The 14482-nt window shown below is 61.3% G+C and carries 15 protein-coding genes; 9 read left to right on the forward strand and 6 right to left on the reverse strand.

The genetic code is table 11. The features are described from left to right. The first annotated feature begins 10 nt into the window (after nucleotides 1-10). The 8 genes from GTW23_RS00220 (at nucleotide 11) to GTW23_RS00255 (ending at nucleotide 7460) form a co-directional block, all read left to right on the forward strand. The gene (locus tag GTW23_RS00220; protein WP_252914166.1) at nucleotides 11-1279 is read left to right on the forward strand and encodes a nitrous oxide reductase family maturation protein NosD; all 1269 of its coding nucleotides are present in this window, start codon (nucleotides 11-13) and stop codon (nucleotides 1277-1279) included. Continuing rightward, complete coding sequence (locus GTW23_RS00225) at nucleotides 1276-2205, forward strand: ABC transporter ATP-binding protein (protein WP_252914167.1); 930 nt, start codon at nucleotides 1276-1278, stop codon at nucleotides 2203-2205. Before GTW23_RS00220 ends, GTW23_RS00225 begins: the two co-directional genes overlap by 4 nt. Then, entirely contained in the window at nucleotides 2193-3023 is an 831-nt protein-coding gene (locus GTW23_RS00230) for an ABC transporter permease (protein WP_252914168.1), read from the forward strand. The genes GTW23_RS00225 and GTW23_RS00230 overlap by 13 nt, the downstream gene beginning before the upstream one ends. After that, complete coding sequence (locus GTW23_RS00235) at nucleotides 3020-3571, forward strand: nitrous oxide reductase accessory protein NosL (RefSeq protein ID WP_252914169.1); 552 nt, start codon at nucleotides 3020-3022, stop codon at nucleotides 3569-3571. Before GTW23_RS00230 ends, GTW23_RS00235 begins: the two co-directional genes overlap by 4 nt. Continuing rightward, nucleotides 3568-4512 (forward strand): FAD:protein FMN transferase, encoded by a 945-nt coding sequence (locus GTW23_RS00240; RefSeq protein WP_252914170.1) that lies wholly within the window; start codon nucleotides 3568-3570, stop codon nucleotides 4510-4512. Before GTW23_RS00235 ends, GTW23_RS00240 begins: the two co-directional genes overlap by 4 nt. A gap of 175 nt (nucleotides 4513-4687) precedes the next feature. Beyond that, nucleotides 4688-5581, forward strand: a complete 894-nt coding sequence (locus GTW23_RS00245) for a carbohydrate ABC transporter permease (protein WP_244615274.1) — start codon at nucleotides 4688-4690, stop codon at nucleotides 5579-5581. A 41-nt stretch (nucleotides 5582-5622) separates the two neighbouring features. Continuing rightward, complete coding sequence (locus tag GTW23_RS00250; protein WP_152010502.1) at nucleotides 5623-6399, forward strand: carbohydrate ABC transporter permease; 777 nt, start codon at nucleotides 5623-5625, stop codon at nucleotides 6397-6399. Nucleotides 6400-6527: 128 nt separating this feature from the next. Beyond that, the gene (locus GTW23_RS00255; protein WP_252914171.1) at nucleotides 6528-7460 is read left to right on the forward strand and encodes an MYG1 family protein; all 933 of its coding nucleotides are present in this window, start codon (nucleotides 6528-6530) and stop codon (nucleotides 7458-7460) included. A gap of 40 nt (nucleotides 7461-7500) precedes the next feature. Here the strand turns inward: GTW23_RS00255 and GTW23_RS00260 are convergent, their stop codons facing one another. From GTW23_RS00260 to speB, 6 genes are all read right to left on the reverse strand, one after another. After that, the gene (locus GTW23_RS00260; protein WP_252914172.1) at nucleotides 7501-8268 is read right to left on the reverse strand and encodes a carbon-nitrogen hydrolase family protein; all 768 of its coding nucleotides are present in this window, start codon (nucleotides 8266-8268) and stop codon (nucleotides 7501-7503) included. Continuing rightward, complete coding sequence (locus GTW23_RS00265; protein WP_252914173.1) at nucleotides 8265-9065, reverse strand: ABC transporter permease; 801 nt, start codon at nucleotides 9063-9065, stop codon at nucleotides 8265-8267. The genes GTW23_RS00260 and GTW23_RS00265 overlap by 4 nt, the downstream gene beginning before the upstream one ends. Further along, nucleotides 9062-9919 (reverse strand): ABC transporter permease, encoded by an 858-nt coding sequence (locus GTW23_RS00270; protein WP_252914174.1) that lies wholly within the window; start codon nucleotides 9917-9919, stop codon nucleotides 9062-9064. The genes GTW23_RS00265 and GTW23_RS00270 overlap by 4 nt, the downstream gene beginning before the upstream one ends. Next, on the reverse strand, nucleotides 9916-10953 hold the full coding sequence (locus tag GTW23_RS00275) for an ABC transporter ATP-binding protein (RefSeq protein WP_252914175.1): 1038 nt from the start codon (nucleotides 10951-10953) through the stop codon (nucleotides 9916-9918). Before GTW23_RS00275 ends, GTW23_RS00270 begins: the two co-directional genes overlap by 4 nt. Nucleotides 10954-11058: 105 nt before the next feature. Then, a complete protein-coding gene (locus GTW23_RS00280) occupies nucleotides 11059-12147 on the reverse strand; it encodes an ABC transporter substrate-binding protein (protein ID WP_252914176.1) in 1089 nt (362 codons plus the stop codon). Nucleotides 12148-12286: 139 nt separating this feature from the next. Further along, a complete protein-coding gene (speB, locus tag GTW23_RS00285) occupies nucleotides 12287-13348 on the reverse strand; it encodes an agmatinase (protein WP_252914177.1) in 1062 nt (353 codons plus the stop codon). Nucleotides 13349-13487: 139 nt separating this feature from the next. On the opposite strand from speB, the gene gcvA reads away from it, so the two are divergent. Then, the gene (gene gcvA / locus GTW23_RS00290) at nucleotides 13488-14477 is read left to right on the forward strand and encodes a transcriptional regulator GcvA (RefSeq protein WP_252914178.1); all 990 of its coding nucleotides are present in this window, start codon (nucleotides 13488-13490) and stop codon (nucleotides 14475-14477) included. The last annotated feature ends 5 nt before the right edge of the window (nucleotides 14478-14482 follow it).

Below are 14482 nucleotides of genomic sequence, written 5' to 3' on the forward strand. Positions count from 1 at the left end.
CCATGAGACCATGAAACTGACCGCCCGCACATTCGCAGTGCTTCTCGGAACCGCCCTTCTCACCGGATCGGCGAACGCCGCCGATATCCGCGTCGAACCGGGTCCTGAGGCACTGGTGCGGGCGGTCGTATTGGCCCGGCCAGGTGACAGACTTGTGTTGTCGCCGGGGGCCTACAACGGCGGGATTGTCCTGACCAAGCCGGTTGAGCTGATGGGCGACGGAAAGGCCCATGTTGTCGGCACGGGCAGCGGCTCCGTCATCACCATCGATGCGCCGGATGTGGTGATAGACGGTTTAAGGCTGACCGGGTCGGGCTCCTCGCACGAGACGATCGACAGCGGTGTGCAGATGACCAGGAATGCAACCCGCGCCATCGTCCGCAACAGCCATATCGAAGGCAATCTCTACGGGGTCGACATCCATGGCGCCCGCGATGCCCGTGTCGAAGGCAACACCATCATTGGCGGCGACGACAGGCTGATGAGCCGTCGCGGCAATGGCGTTTATGTCTGGAACGCGCCCGGAGCGACGGTATCGGGCAACACGATCCGGCAAGGCCGGGACGGCATTTTCGTCAACACCAGCCGCAAGAACACATTCACCGACAACCGCTTCGAGGGTTTGCGTTTTGCCATTCACTACATGAATGCCGATGACAGCGAAGTCTCCGGCAACATCTCGATCGGCAACCATCTTGGCTATGCCATCATGTTTTCGAAGCGCGTAACCATTCGTGACAATATCTCGCTGGATGACCGCGATCACGGCATCATGCTCAATTACGCCAACAACGCCGTCATCGAAGGCAACGCGGTGGTCGGCGGCGGCGAAAAATGCCTGTTCGTCTACAATGCCAACAAGAACATGATCAGGGGCAACCGCATCGAAGGTTGCGAGATCGGTATTCATTTCACCGGCGGCTCGGCGCGCAACGAAATCACCGGCAACGCCTTTGTCGGCAACCGCACCCAGATCAAGTTCGTCAGCACCAGGGATCACGTCTGGTCCGGAAATTACTGGAGCGATCATGCCGCTTATGACGTCAATGGCGACGGCATTGCCGACCAGGCCTTCCGCCCCAATGACGCGATGGATCAGGTGCTTTGGACTCAACCATCGGCGAAACTTCTGCTGGGAAGCCCGGCGGTGCAACTGGTGCGCTGGGCGCAAAGCGAATTTCCGGCGCTGCTGCCAGGCGGCATCGTCGATGACCAACCCTTGATGAAACCGCATGCGCTGCCCGAGACCGCGCGCAAATGGAAAGAATCGCTGCAATGACCGAGATCGTCAAAGCCCTGAATGTGCGCATGAAATTCAAGGCCGTCGAGGCGCTGACCGATGTCTCGCTAGGCGTGGCGCCGGGTGAACAGGTTGCCTTGCTCGGCCACAATGGTGCCGGCAAGACCACATTGTTCCGCCTGATCCTCGGCTTCATCAAGCCAACCGCCGGTTCCATTTCCATTGCCGGTTTCACGCCGGGCAGCGATGCGGCGCGGCGGGTTGTCTCCTACCTGCCCGAGCAGGTGGCGTTTCCGAAAATGCTGACCGGCCGCGAAGTTGTCCGTTTCTACGCCAGGCTCAAGGGCGCAGCGCCCGGGGATGTGCAGGCGGTGCTCGACAAGGTCGAACTCGTTGAAGCAGCCGACCGCCGGGTGGACACCTATTCAAAGGGGATGCGGCAACGGCTGGGGCTGGCGCAGGCGCTGGTCGGAAACCCCCGGCTGCTGTTGCTCGACGAGCCGACCTCCGGCCTCGACCCGCTTTCAAGGCAGCATTTCTACGAGTTGATCGCCGATGTCAGCCGGCGGGGCTGCTCGGTACTGTTGTCCTCGCACGGGCTCAGCGAACTCGAAGCCAGGACCGACCGCGTGGCCATCCTGCGCAAGGGGCGGCTGGTTGCCGACGGGCCATTGGCCGAACTGCAGCATCAGGCCGATCTTCCGATCCGGATTCGGGTGCGCGCCGCTTCCGGTGCCGTCGATACGGTCCATGCGGAGATCGGTGGTGGTCGCATCAATTGCGCCTCGGTGGAGCTCTACTGCGCCAGGCGAGACAAGATGCGCATCCTGTCAAAAATCAGTGGACTAGGCGCACAGGTGGAGGACGTCGATGTCGCTTCCCCGACGCTGGACGAGGTCTACCGGTATTTCTCCAACAACGGGATTGAACAAACCCGGAGAGGTGACATCCAATGCACGGCGTAATCACCATCGCTGCAACGGAAATCCGGATCGGTCTTCGCAACCGCTGGATCATCCTGTCGTCGCTCATTCTTCTGGCTTTCGCACTCATCCTCGTGCTCCTCGGCAGCGCACCGGGCGGCGAAGTCAAGACCGATGCGGTCACCGTTGTCGTTGCCAGCCTGTCGACGCTGTCGGTCTATCTGGTCCCGCTGATTGCCTTGCTGCTGGCCTTTGACGCCATTGCCGGCGAGATCGACCGGGGCACGTTGCAACTGGTGCTCGCCAGCCCGGTCTCTCGCGGCGCTGTGCTTGTCGGCAAGTTTTTGGGCCATGTTGCCGTTCTCGCCATCGCAGTCAGTTTTGGCTACGGCATTGCCGGTCTCGTGGCTTTCTTCGCCAGTGGTGGAGGTGACGCCGTTGCACTGATTGGCGTCGGTCGCCTGATCGCAAGCTCGATCATACTCGGCGCCACCTTCATCGCCATCGGCTATATCGCCAGCGCAAGCGTGCGCCAGACCGGGACGGCGGCAGCACTTGCGATCGCGATCTGGCTGTTTGCCGTGGTGCTCTTTGATCTGGCGCTTCTGGGCGGATTGCTGGCCAGCCAGGATGGCGTCTTCGCCCGTGTCGTGTTTCCATGGTTGCTGGTGTTCAATCCGGCAGATGCGTTCCGGCTCTATAACATGAGCGCGATTGATGCGGTCGTCGTCGGCAGCAATCTGGGCGGCGCTGGTTCGGCTCTCCCGCTCTCCGGTCTTGCAACCATGCTCAGCCCGGTTGCCTGGACCGCCATCACCTTGGGACTTTCAACCTTCATTCTCAAAAGGGTCAGGCCATGAACATCTTCGCGCGGCTGTCAGCCATTGCTGCAATGGCGATCACCATTTCGGCATGCAGCGAACAAGGCGCTTACATCGAGATGCCGCTACCGGTGGCCCTGGGCGAAGACTCGGTCGGGCACTACTGCAACATGACCATTCTCGAGCACACCGGACCCAAGGCGCAGATTCACCTGGTCAACAATCCCCACCCGATCTGGTTCAGCCAGGTGCGGGACGGCATCGCCTTCCTCCGCTCGCCCGAAGAAAATTATGAAACGGTCGCGGTCTATGTCAACGACATGGGCAAGGCTGAGGACTGGGATTTTCCAGGAGACGACACCTGGATTGACGCACAGAAGGCCTGGTTTGTCATTGGCTCAGCCAAGACCGGCGGCATGGGGACACCGGAAGCCATTCCGTTTGGCGAGGAACAAAGTGCATCCGCCTTTGTGACCGAAAATGGCGGTGTTGTGGTTCGGCTGGCTGAGATCCCCGATGCCTATGTTCTCGGTCCCGTCGGTATTGATCAGAAGCAGGAAGTCTCGATGACCGGAGCAAACCAATGAGTTTTTCCCGCCGCCGTTTCATCGCAATTGCGGCAGGCTGTGTGCTGGCCGCCAAGCCCGGCAGCGCCGCACCCGTGGACGGTGCACGCTGGCGCGGGGTCGCCCTTGGCGCCGAGACGGATTTGCGCATTGTCGGCATGCCGCGCGCGCAAGCCGAGTACCTTATCGGCGTAGCGCGCGCTGAAATCGAACGCCTGGAAAAGCAGTTCAGTCTCTACCGGCAAGACAGCGCGCTTGTTTCGCTGAACGGAGACGGTTTTCTGCGCGATCCTTCACCAGATATGCTCGAGTTGCTCAGCCTGGCGGGATCCGTGCACGAGGCAAGTGACGGCATGTTTGACCCGACCATTCAGCCATTGTGGAAGGCCTATGCGGAGAGCGGCGGGTGGCCTGGTCGTGCTTCGATCCGCAGGGCCCTTGAGCGGGTCGGCTGGAACATGGTCGAAGTGTCGCCGGCGCTTGTCCGGCTGCCGCGTGGCGGTGCGATGACGCTGAATGGCATTGCGCAAGGGTTCATTACCGACAAGGTCGTCGCGCTGCTCAAATCGTTTGGACTGGAGCATGCGCTGGTCAATGTTGGCGAGATCAGCGCAGTTGGCAGACCGGCAGGATTTGAGGCATGGCCGGTGCAGCTGGATGCAGCGGGCACGTCGCGCAAGACGGTTGGACTGAGGGACCGTTCGGTGGCAACGTCGGGCGCGCTGGGAACCACGCTGGATGCGTCTCAGTCTGTCAGCCATATTGTTGATCCGCGCAACGGAAACCCTGCTCCCGTTTTATGGCGCAGAATGAGCGTCATGCACCGCTCCGCCGCGTTGGCCGACGGGATTTCCACAGCCGCGGTCTTGATGGAGGCAGGCCAATTGACCGCCATGGCGCATCAGTTTGATGGTCTGTCTATCGACGCCATATCCCGGAACGGCTCTTCATTTCTGCTTTGACACGATATCCCTGATTTCCGTCCGATCCGCGCACTGGCAAGCCAGAGCCGATCTGACTGGCCGCCTGGTGCTCATTTGACCCGGTGGCAGAAGACGATATGAGTGTGTTCAAAATCGATTGGCGGGAACGGCCCAGGCGCGCCTGATCCGGAAGTGGTGAAATTGGAATTCGTTCTTGGCTGGTAGCGGACATTCGAAGATAGACTCCAATTCGGCCTGGTGGCTGCTACTGCCCGCATTGCTCGTCCTGGCATTTGTCGGCGTTCTGCCGCTTTTGACCATCTTCAACTACTCGTTCTTCGATATTTTCACGCTGGAAGACCGGTACTGGGTCGGAACGGAATGGTACCGCGAGATCCTCGCCTCAGAACGCTTCCTGCATAGTCTGGGGCGAAGCCTGCTGTTTTCCGCCATTGTCCTGTCGATCCAGATTCCGCTGGGGGTCTACATCGCGCTGCTTCTACCGAGGGAAGGCCGTGTCAAAACGGCGATCCTGATGGTGCTTGCGCTTCCGTTGATGGTGCCGTGGAACACAGTGCCGTCGATGTGGGTCAGTTTCATGGATGAGCAATCCGGTTTTGGAGGTCAGGCGGTTTCGCTTCTGGGGTTCGATTTCGACTACAAGTTCAATGCCGTTCACACTTGGATCCTGCTTGTGGCGATGGACACCTGGCACTGGATCGGACTGGTCGTCATCCTCTGCTATTCCGGTCTGTCGACGATCTCCCCTGCCTACTATCAGGCCGCAGCAATCGACGGAGCGTCGCGGTTGCAGGTCTTCCGGTATGTGGAACTGCCGAAAATGAGCGGTGTGCTTATGATGGCGGTGCTGCTGAGGTTCATGGACAGCTTCATGATCTACACGGAGGCGTTCCGGGTCAATGCCGGTGGGCCGAACCATGCCACAAGCTTCCTGTCCCTGGACCTGGGGGAGGAAATCGCGGCATTTGACTATGGACCTGCAGCAGCGCGATCGATCATCTATTTCGTTATCATTCTGACGGTGGCCTGGGCCTTCAAGACGATCATGAACATCCGCCAGGGCGAGAGCCGCCGGGTGGGTGCCTGATGGTGCGCGCCAGATCAACAGCCAGCAGACTGAAGACCTTGATGGTGTATGTCTTGCTGACCGCGCTTGTGGGTTTCGTGCTTTTGCCATTCGTGCAGATGCTTGTGCTCAGCTTCACCTCTACCCTGCCGAGAGACGGCATTGCCCAATGGCAGTTCAGCACCATCAATTTTCAGAGCATCATCGCGTCACCGCTGCTTTCAGGCTCGATTGTCAACTCGATCATCTATGTCAGCCTGAATGTCATCGTAACACTGCTGGTTGCAATTCCGGCGGCCTATGCCATTGCGCGCTATCGGTTTACCGGCGACAAGCATGTCTTCCTGCTTCTGATTGCCTTCCGGATAACACCACCCGTTGTCCTGACCCTTCCGGTCTTCATCCTGTTTGCCAAGGTCGGGCTGGTGAACACTCCGGTGGGCATCGCGTTGGTGCATTGTGTCTTCAACATCCCGATCGCCATATGGATTCTTGAAAGCTTCATTTCGGCGGTACCCAGAGAGCTTGATGAAACGGCATTTCTCGACGGCTACTCGCTGCCGCGGTTCTTCGTCCGGCAATTGTTGCCGCTGATTGCGCCCGGTGTCGGAGTGGCGGCGTTCTTCTGTTTCATGTTCTCGTGGGTGGAAGTGGTGTTTGCGCGGATACTGACGGTGACCGGTGGCAAGCCCATCACCATGGCCATCAACACGCTTTACGGCTTCAGAACGGATATCGGGCTGGTCATGGCCATGACGCTTGTGTCTCTCATCCCCGGACTGGCCGTCATCTATTTCGTCAGGAACCATATTGCCAAGGGGTTCATCGTCAGGACCTGAAGCAATCGCATGTCCTCGCCGGTTCAGGCTGCTTGTTTGTTTCGCTGTCGGGTTGAGTTGAACTCCGACTGTGGCTATCTGGTGCCAAACACGGGCGGGACTGCGGCCAAATACAAGGCATTTTTGCAATGAAACCAGATTACCTCGTTACCCATTCCGGCGGCTTTCATGCCGATGAGTTGCTGTCCAGCGCGGTGCTGACGCGGCTGTTCCCGAATGCGGAGATCGTCCGCAGCCGGGCGCCGGAATGGATCACACCCGGGGCAAACCGGATCATCTATGATGTCGGTGGCGCCTATGACGCCGAAGCGGGGATCTTCGACCACCACCAGCGCGGTGCGCCGCTGCGTGATGATGGGCAACCCTTCAGCTCGTTCGGCCTGATCTGGAAGCATTTCGGCCATGACTATCTTGCCGCGATCGGACTGCCGGATGCCCATATCCACCCTGTGTATGCGGGTCTTGACGAAAGCTTCGTCCTGCCGATCGATCTGCTCGACAACGGGGCGATGAGCCCGGCGGTGGCAGGCCCCCTGGCCGTGCTGACCTTGCCGGTCTTGCTTGAAACCCTCAAGCCCGTCTTCGACGAGCCGGATCCGGAGGCGCTGCGACGGGCATTCGATCAAGCGCTGACAATCGCGCGGAGTTTTCTCGAAGCCCGGATCGCCGGAAGTGCTGCAAAGCTGCGGGCCGAAGATCTTGTGCTGCAGGCAATTGCGACTTCGGGCGAAAACCGGGTTCTGGAACTTCCGATGGGAATGCCTTTCCGCCCGGCGATCATGAAGGCTGGCGCGGATCATCTGCTGTTCGTGGTTCACCCGCGCGACAAGGATTGGTGCCTGACCGGCATTCGCCAGTCGGACGAGGGGTTCGAGCAGCGCGCCGATCTGCCCGCCGCCTGGGCTGGCCTGACAAATGGCGATCTCGAGGCTGCGTGCGGCGTTGAGGGAGCAAGTTTCTGCCACAATGGCCGCTTCATTGCTGCAGCAAAGACCCGTGCGGCGGCTCTGGCCATGGCAGATATTGCGGTAAGAGAAGCAATCGCGGCCGGGCAAGTCTGAAAGAACGCAGATATCCGGGCCGGTTGGCGCTGCAGCTTGCCTACAGGTCCTTGAGGTAGGTGTTTTCGCTTCTGGAGCGGGCGTACAGACCAGGCTCGATACCCGCTGTCAGAAATTCCTCCGCCAATCCCGCAGTCGCCAGAGCCGTGCCGTCGGGTGCTACGATCACGGACCGTCCCGCATAGTCGAAGTCGCCGTCCCGGCCGATGTTGTTAATATAGGCGATGAAGACCTGGTTCTCGAAGGCGCGTACCGGAATCATTTTCTCGGCGATGAAGGTGCCCGAGGCGCCCTTCGGTGTGGCCGTCGGCACGAGGATCATCTCGGCGCCGGCCTTGGCTAGGCGCCGGACATTCTCCGGGAACTCGACATCGTAGCAGATCAGCATTCCGAGCGTCATGCCGCGATGGCTGAACAGGCAGGTCGATGGCTTCTCCGGCGTAAACAGGTTGCGCTCGTAATCACCGTAGAGATGCGACTTGCGATAGACGGAGGGCTTGCCGCTGCCATCGGTGTAGACGGCTGAATTGTAGACCGCATCCCCGGCCTTTTCGGCGAAACCGGCCACGAGGGCGACGCCGGTCTCGCGGGCGATCTCAGCGAGCCGGGTCACGAGCGCGCCATCTGCCGGTTCGGCCAGTGCCAGGATCTTTTCGCCGCCGCCATAGCTGGTGATTCCGAGCTCCGGAGTGACCAGAAGCGTCGCTCCGGCTCGGGCGGCCTCATGGGCGGCGGCTTCGATGCGGGCGAGATTGGCGGTCGTATCAGCGCCTGCCGTCTGCATCTGCAGGGCCGAAAGACGGATCATGGTTTTTCCTCCGAATTGGCGCCGAGCAGCTTCAACAGATCGCCATAGCGGGCGATCAGCGAATAGATGACGGCGGCCAGTACCACAAACAGGACGGTGACCGAGGCCATGGTCGGCGTGTAGCCGTACCTGAGAGCGTTGAAGATCTTGATCGGCAGCGTTTCCATGGTGAAGCCGACGGTCATGTAGGCAACGATGTATTCGTTGAGCGACAGCACGAAGGCAAAAGCATAGCCGGATACCAGGTAGGGCGTGATCAGCGGCAGCACGACGGTGCGGAAGATGGTCCGGTCATCGGCGCCCATGGTGGCCGCGGCTTCCACCAGAGAGCGGTCGATGGCGGAAAAGCCGAGCGAGAGCGTGACCAGCGGCAGGGTGACGAAAAAGATCGCGTGGCTGATCACCGCCGTCCAGGGCTGGCCGTAAAAGCCGGTGGTGGCCCAGAAGGTGAGCAATCCCAGCGCGGTGATCACCGGCGGCAATGTGAAGGGAGCGATACCGAGCAGCTGGAAGACGTTGGCCCAGGGCGCGATCCGCCGCCACAGGAACCACGCCAGCGGCAGTGCGATGGCCACGGCAAGTGCCGCGGACAGCGTTGCCAGTGTCAGCGAGGCAAACAGCGCATTGCGCCAGCCGGTGTCGGCGAAGATCTCGATGTACCAGTCCAGCGAGAAGCCCTGTGGAGGAAAGGCCAGCGTCTGCCTGGCATTGACCGAGACCCCGGCGACCACGATCAGCGGCGCGGCGAGGAACAGGCCGACGAGGACGAAATAGAAGCGGCGCAGGAAGACGCTCATGCGGCTGCCTCCCGCTTGCGCCCGGCAAACAGCGTCAGCGCGACCATGGCGAGCGTGACCAGCACAAGGAACACGGCCATGGCTGCTGCGAACGGCATGTTGGACTGGTAGATGGCCTGGTCGGTGATCAGCACCGACAGCGTCCAGTGCTGCGGCCGGCCGAGGATCTGCGGCAGCAGGTAGGAGCCGAGCGCGAAGATGAAGACCATGATCAGCGTGGCGAGAATGGTGGCTCTCAGCGCCGGTACGACCACGGTGAAAAAGGCCCTGAGCGGTGAGGCGCCGAGCGTTCGGGCGGCTTCGGTCAGCGTCGGATCAAGCCGCACCAATGCCGGGTAGAGGACAAGAATCGTATAGGGCAGGGCTTGGTAGACCATGGCGGTGAGCACCGCGGGAAACCCCGGTGACAGCGCCACTGCCTTTTCCATCAGCCCCAGGGCCACCAAGAGGTTGGTGATGCCGGCGGTGCGGGAAAACAGCGTCGACCAGGCAAAGCCGATGATCACTTCCGACAGGGACAGAACCGAAAGCAGGGCCACCATCCAGACGATCTGTGCCCGTCTGCTCATCCGGGTCAGGAGATAGGTGAACGGGACGCCGATGGCAACGCAGCAGATGGCGACGAGAACCGCCAGCATCAGCGAGAACCCGAGCACATTGGCGAAGAACAGGCTGGCGAAGCGCTCGTAATTGGAGAGCACGAAGGCGGGCGTGTAGAAGCCGCCCTGCTGGCGCTGGAAGAAGCTGACAGCGATCATGGTTCCGAACGGAATGACGAAGAACAGCGTCAGCATGATCGCCGGGAAGGCGAGCGGAGCGTAATCGGTCAGCTTTTGCGGCGCCTCGCGTCTCATCTGTCGAGCACCACGCAGACACCCGGATCCAGCACCACGCCGACCGGCTGGCCGACGGAGACTTCCGGACGGGCGCGCGGCGTCGAGACCGCAATCAGCGGCCTGCCGGAGCAATCGATGAAGGTTTCGATGGTGCCGCCGAGATCGCGGACGAAGGTCACTGTTCCGGTGATGGCGCCGTCGCCGCCGGGCGCTGTCAGCTGCACGTCTTCCGGGCGGACCGACAGGATTGCCTTGCCGCCACTGGGCGCGGACAGGCCGGGAATCGCCTGGCCCAGCACGACGGCGCGGCCGGCGCTGTCGGTTTCCATGTCGATGAGATTGGTCGAGCCGATGAAGTCGGCGACGAAGGTGTCGGCGGGCCGACGATAGATTTCCATCGGGCTTGCCGCCTGGCGGATCTCGCCCTGGTTCATCACGACAACAGTGTCGGCCATGGTCATGGCCTCGCGCTGGTCGTGGGTGACGACGATGGTGGTGATGCCGAGCTGCTGCTGCAACTGTCTCAGTTCCACCTGCATGGCTTCGCGTAGCTTGGCATCAAGCGCGGAGAGCGGTTCGTCGAGCAGGAACAGCTTGGGCGAACGGGTCAGCGCACGGGCGATGGCCACGCGCTGGCGCTGGCCCCCGGACAGCTTTGCCACCGGGCGGTCGGCATAGCCGGGGAGATGGATCATTGCCAGCAATTCATCGACGCGGCGCTTCTGCTCCTCGCGCGGTGCGCCGCGGATTCTGAGCGGATAGGCGATATTCTCTCCGACGGTGAGATGCGGGAACAGCGCCAGCGACTGGAACACCATGCCGAGATTGCGCTTGTGGGTGGGTACGGCGGTGATGTCCTCGCCGTCGAGCCGGATCTCGCCGCTGGTTGGCAGGTCGAGTCCGGCGATCATCCGGAGCAGCGTGGTCTTGCCGCATCCCGATGGGCCCAGCATGCAAACGAAAGTGCCGTGCGGAACGGTCAGTTGCACGTCATTGACCGCGGTGAAGCCGCCGAAGTCCTTGCGGACGGAATTGAGGGTCAAACCAGACATCGCGTCCCCATGGGTCTTGCCCCGGATTTGCCGGGGTGGGGAGGGCGGCGAAACTGCCCTCCCGCTTTCAGGCAATCACGTCCCCGTGCGGGACGCAAGCAGACGTCAGCCGACGATCATTTCGGTCCACTTCTGGTTCAGCCAGTCCGATTTGGTCTGGTAGAGGTCGTAGCGCGGGATGATCGGATCGATGTCCGAGGAGACGCTGGCGAACTCTTCGGCGGTCAGATCAAGCAGATCACGCTTCAGTGTGGGCGCGGTGCCGACCTTGCGCGACAGGGTCGCCTGGATTTCCGGCTGGCTCATGTAATCAATGAAGACATGGGCTTCCTCGACCTTGCCGGAAGCGCGCGACAGCGCCCAGCAGCCCGAATCCTGAATGCCGCCTTCCTTGGGGAAGGTCGAGCGGACCGGATTGCCGTCGGCGGCGGCGAGGCCGGTGACGTCATGGTAGTACTGGCCCATCGGGATTTCGCCTGATTTCAGCGCCTGTTCGAACTGGGCCTCGTCGCGGTACCACAGACGGACGTTTGGCTTGACCTCGGCAAGCTTCTCGAATGCCTTGTTGAGGCCTTCTTCCGTGTCGAGCGCTTTGGTGCCGCCCAGGTAAGTCTTGGCGGTGACTTCGAGCAGGAAGGAATTCGAGACCAGCGCCAGCAGACCGAGCTTGTCGGCGTTGGCCGGATCCCAGAGTGCTGCCCAGCTGTCGGGGGCTTCCGGGTAGGCATCGGTGTTGGTGACCAGGGTGATGTACCAGGCCACCGCGCCGATGCCGGCAACGCGGCCATCGGGGTACTTGTTGACGAACTGGCCAAGCAGGTCGTCATAGTTCCTGATCTTCGAGGTATCGATCGGCGCCCAGAGGTCGGTGGACTGGCCCTTGAGCATGGCGACCTGTGACATCATCGAGACATCGGCGGGCGCGACGCCGGCCTTGGCCGCCTGCTCGAGCTGGACCAGCCAGGCTTCGCCCGTCGGTTCGGCAATCGATTCCACCGCAATGCCTGTGGCTGAGGTGAAGTCCGGGAAGATGTTGGCGTCGAACGAATCCTTGAAGTAGCCGCCATAGACGCCGACCTTCAGGGAGCGGTCCTGGGCGCGCAGGATCGACGGCATCGACAGGGCGCCGATGGCTGCTGCCGTGCCGCCGAGGACTGCCCGGCGGCTGATGGGGCTGTTGAGAAACTTGGTCATGAACTTCTCCTTTGTTGGCCGGTCTCAGACCGGTGTTCCCTTGCGGTTCTGCTTGAGGTTCTGTGCCTCAATGGATCGTCCTTGCCGCATTGCCACGATGGTTTTGAATGCGGATCGTTGTCTTCGCGGGAGGCGCCGGTCAGGCTTTCCCGCCTGCGATGGCCGGGCTGAAGACCATCAGGCTGAGAATCTCGAACAGCACCTGGGCGCCAGCATGGGCCGTGTTGGTGGTGGAATCATATTGCGGCGCAACTTCGACGACGTCGCCGCCGACGATGTTCATACCCTTCAGGCCGCGGATCAGCTCCAGCACTTCGCGCGTCGTCAGTCCGCCAACTTCCGGCGTGCCTGTGCCCGGTGCAAAGGCCGGGTCAAGGCTGTCGATGTCGAAGGACAGGTAGGTCGGTCCGTCGCCGATGATCTGTCTGGCGCGTTCTATGATCGCCGGCATGCCCATCCCGGTGACTTCCTCTGCGTGGATCACGGTCATGCCGGACTCGTAGGAGAATTCCCAAAGATACTCGGCCGGGCCGCGGATGCCGATCTGGATCGTCCGGGTCGGGTCGAGCACGCCATCAAGCACCGCATTGCGGAACGGGCCGCCATGGTGGAACTTGGTCATGTCGAAGGCGCCGCCGGTGTCGCAATGGGCGTCGATGTGGATCATGCCGACTGGACTGTTCTTGCCGACGGCCTTGAGGATCGGGTGGGTGATCGAATGGTCGCCGCCAATTGAGAGCGGCAGCACGCCGGCATCGACGATCTGGTGCAGCCGGCGCTCGATGTCCTCATGGCAGAGCTCGAGCCTGTAGCGGCTGCGGAAACTGACATCGCCGATATCGGCAACGTTCAGTTCGTGCACCGGGGCGCAATCAAGAACATGGTTGTAGGGGCCGATGCGCTCGATGGTGCGCAACGCGCGCGGACCGAAGCGCGAGCCGTTCCTGTTGGTGACGCCCAGGTCCATCGGCATGCCGATCATGGCCACCTGCAGATCACCGAAATCGGGATTGTCGTTGTCGATTTCGACATGGGGTGCCGTGAGGAAGGTCGGGATGCCGGAATAGGGCGCCAGCCGCGTGCCGCTTTCGGTGAAGATCTTTTCGGCCACGCGGCGGAACTTCGGATTGAACAGTTCGCCACCATGGCTCTCGCCGTATTTGCTCTTCAGCTCATCGAGCTTTGTCTTGTCCCACGTCATGTGAATGCCATCCCGAGATCATGCGGTGTCGCGACAACCGACACCGTTGCCGATTAAAATGTTGCAAAGCAGCGAAAGGAAAGCAATTGATATTGTTAGCGCCATTTATGTGAAAATTTCTCACATCAGGATTGAGCCCATGACCCAGAGACTGCCGCCGTTGAACCCGCTTCGGGCCTTCGAGGCGACTGCGCGAAACCGCTCCCTGACCAAGGCGGCGAAGGAACTCTGCGTCACCCATGGCGCGATCAGCCATCAGATCAAGGCGCTGGAAGCGTCATTGAAGGTCAAATTGTTCAACCGCGCCGGGCAGAGACTGACGCTGACCGAACATGGGGCCGACCTTTTGCCCTCGGTAACATCGGCGTTTGCGGAAATCGCCGCTGCCACGGCGCGGATGACACGGCCTGCGAAATCCGGCTCGCTGTCCATTACCTGCGTGTCGGCGCTCTTGTCGCTGTGGCTGATGCCGCGGCTGGCGAGTTTTACCGCGCGGTATCCGGATATCCGGCTGACACTCAATGCGGCCAATGATCCGGCGGCTATCCACTCGCCCGATGTCGACATAGCCATTCTCTATGGCGACGGCAGCTGGACCGATTGCTGGCTCAAGCTCTGGTCGCATCTTGACCTGTTTCCGATCGCCAGCCCGTCGCTGATCAACAACCGGCCGATCCGCACCGCGCGGGACCTGGCGGAGCACACTATTCTGCACGGCGATGATGGCCATGAATGGCACATCTGGCTGACGCAAGCCGACGTGCATGGGATCTCAGGCGTGCAGCAGCATCACTTTTCCGACGCGCGGCTTGCAATCGAAGGCGCATTGCTCGGCCATGGTATCGCGCTCGGTGATACGTTGACGGCAGCAAGCCTGTTGACGAGGGGACAGGTGATCGTTCCCTTCAAGCTCGCCGTGCCGGCGGTGGATGCATTCTATGTCGCCTGCAGCAATGATGTGCGGTCGACACCCGCGGTAGAGGCCTTTATCGACTGGCTGTTCTCAAGCCTCGAGGAAGACGACGCCAAGGCCGAGCCGATGATTGCGGCCCGCCGCACCATTCGCCGGGCACAGGCTGCCAGCCCCGCCCATGACGCCGCAACTTCCTTCGAACCGTCCAATCCATGAAAGCG

Source organism: Parahoeflea alexandrii (assembly GCF_024105735.1).
GTDB lineage: Bacteria > Pseudomonadota > Alphaproteobacteria > Rhizobiales > Rhizobiaceae > Hoeflea > Hoeflea alexandrii.

Coding starts and splice junctions, on each gene's coding strand:
- GTW23_RS00220 (WP_252914166.1), top strand. CDS start 11: ATGAAACTGACCGCCCGCACATTCGCAGTGCTTCTCGGAACCGCCCTT.
- GTW23_RS00225 (WP_252914167.1), top strand. CDS start 1,276: ATGACCGAGATCGTCAAAGCCCTGAATGTGCGCATGAAATTCAAGGCC.
- GTW23_RS00230 (WP_252914168.1), top strand. CDS start 2,193: ATGCACGGCGTAATCACCATCGCTGCAACGGAAATCCGGATCGGTCTT.
- GTW23_RS00235 (WP_252914169.1), top strand. CDS start 3,020: ATGAACATCTTCGCGCGGCTGTCAGCCATTGCTGCAATGGCGATCACC.
- GTW23_RS00240 (WP_252914170.1), top strand. CDS start 3,568: ATGAGTTTTTCCCGCCGCCGTTTCATCGCAATTGCGGCAGGCTGTGTG.
- GTW23_RS00250 (WP_152010502.1), top strand. CDS start 5,623: ATGGTGTATGTCTTGCTGACCGCGCTTGTGGGTTTCGTGCTTTTGCCA.
- GTW23_RS00255 (WP_252914171.1), top strand. CDS start 6,528: ATGAAACCAGATTACCTCGTTACCCATTCCGGCGGCTTTCATGCCGAT.
- GTW23_RS00260 (WP_252914172.1), bottom strand. CDS start 8,268: ATGATCCGTCTTTCGGCCCTGCAGATGCAGACGGCAGGCGCTGATACG.
- GTW23_RS00265 (WP_252914173.1), bottom strand. CDS start 9,065: ATGAGCGTCTTCCTGCGCCGCTTCTATTTCGTCCTCGTCGGCCTGTTC.
- GTW23_RS00270 (WP_252914174.1), bottom strand. CDS start 9,919: ATGAGACGCGAGGCGCCGCAAAAGCTGACCGATTACGCTCCGCTCGCC.
- GTW23_RS00275 (WP_252914175.1), bottom strand. CDS start 10,953: ATGTCTGGTTTGACCCTCAATTCCGTCCGCAAGGACTTCGGCGGCTTC.
- GTW23_RS00280 (WP_252914176.1), bottom strand. CDS start 12,147: ATGACCAAGTTTCTCAACAGCCCCATCAGCCGCCGGGCAGTCCTCGGC.
- speB (WP_252914177.1), bottom strand. CDS start 13,348: ATGACGTGGGACAAGACAAAGCTCGATGAGCTGAAGAGCAAATACGGC.
- gcvA (WP_252914178.1), top strand. CDS start 13,488: ATGACCCAGAGACTGCCGCCGTTGAACCCGCTTCGGGCCTTCGAGGCG.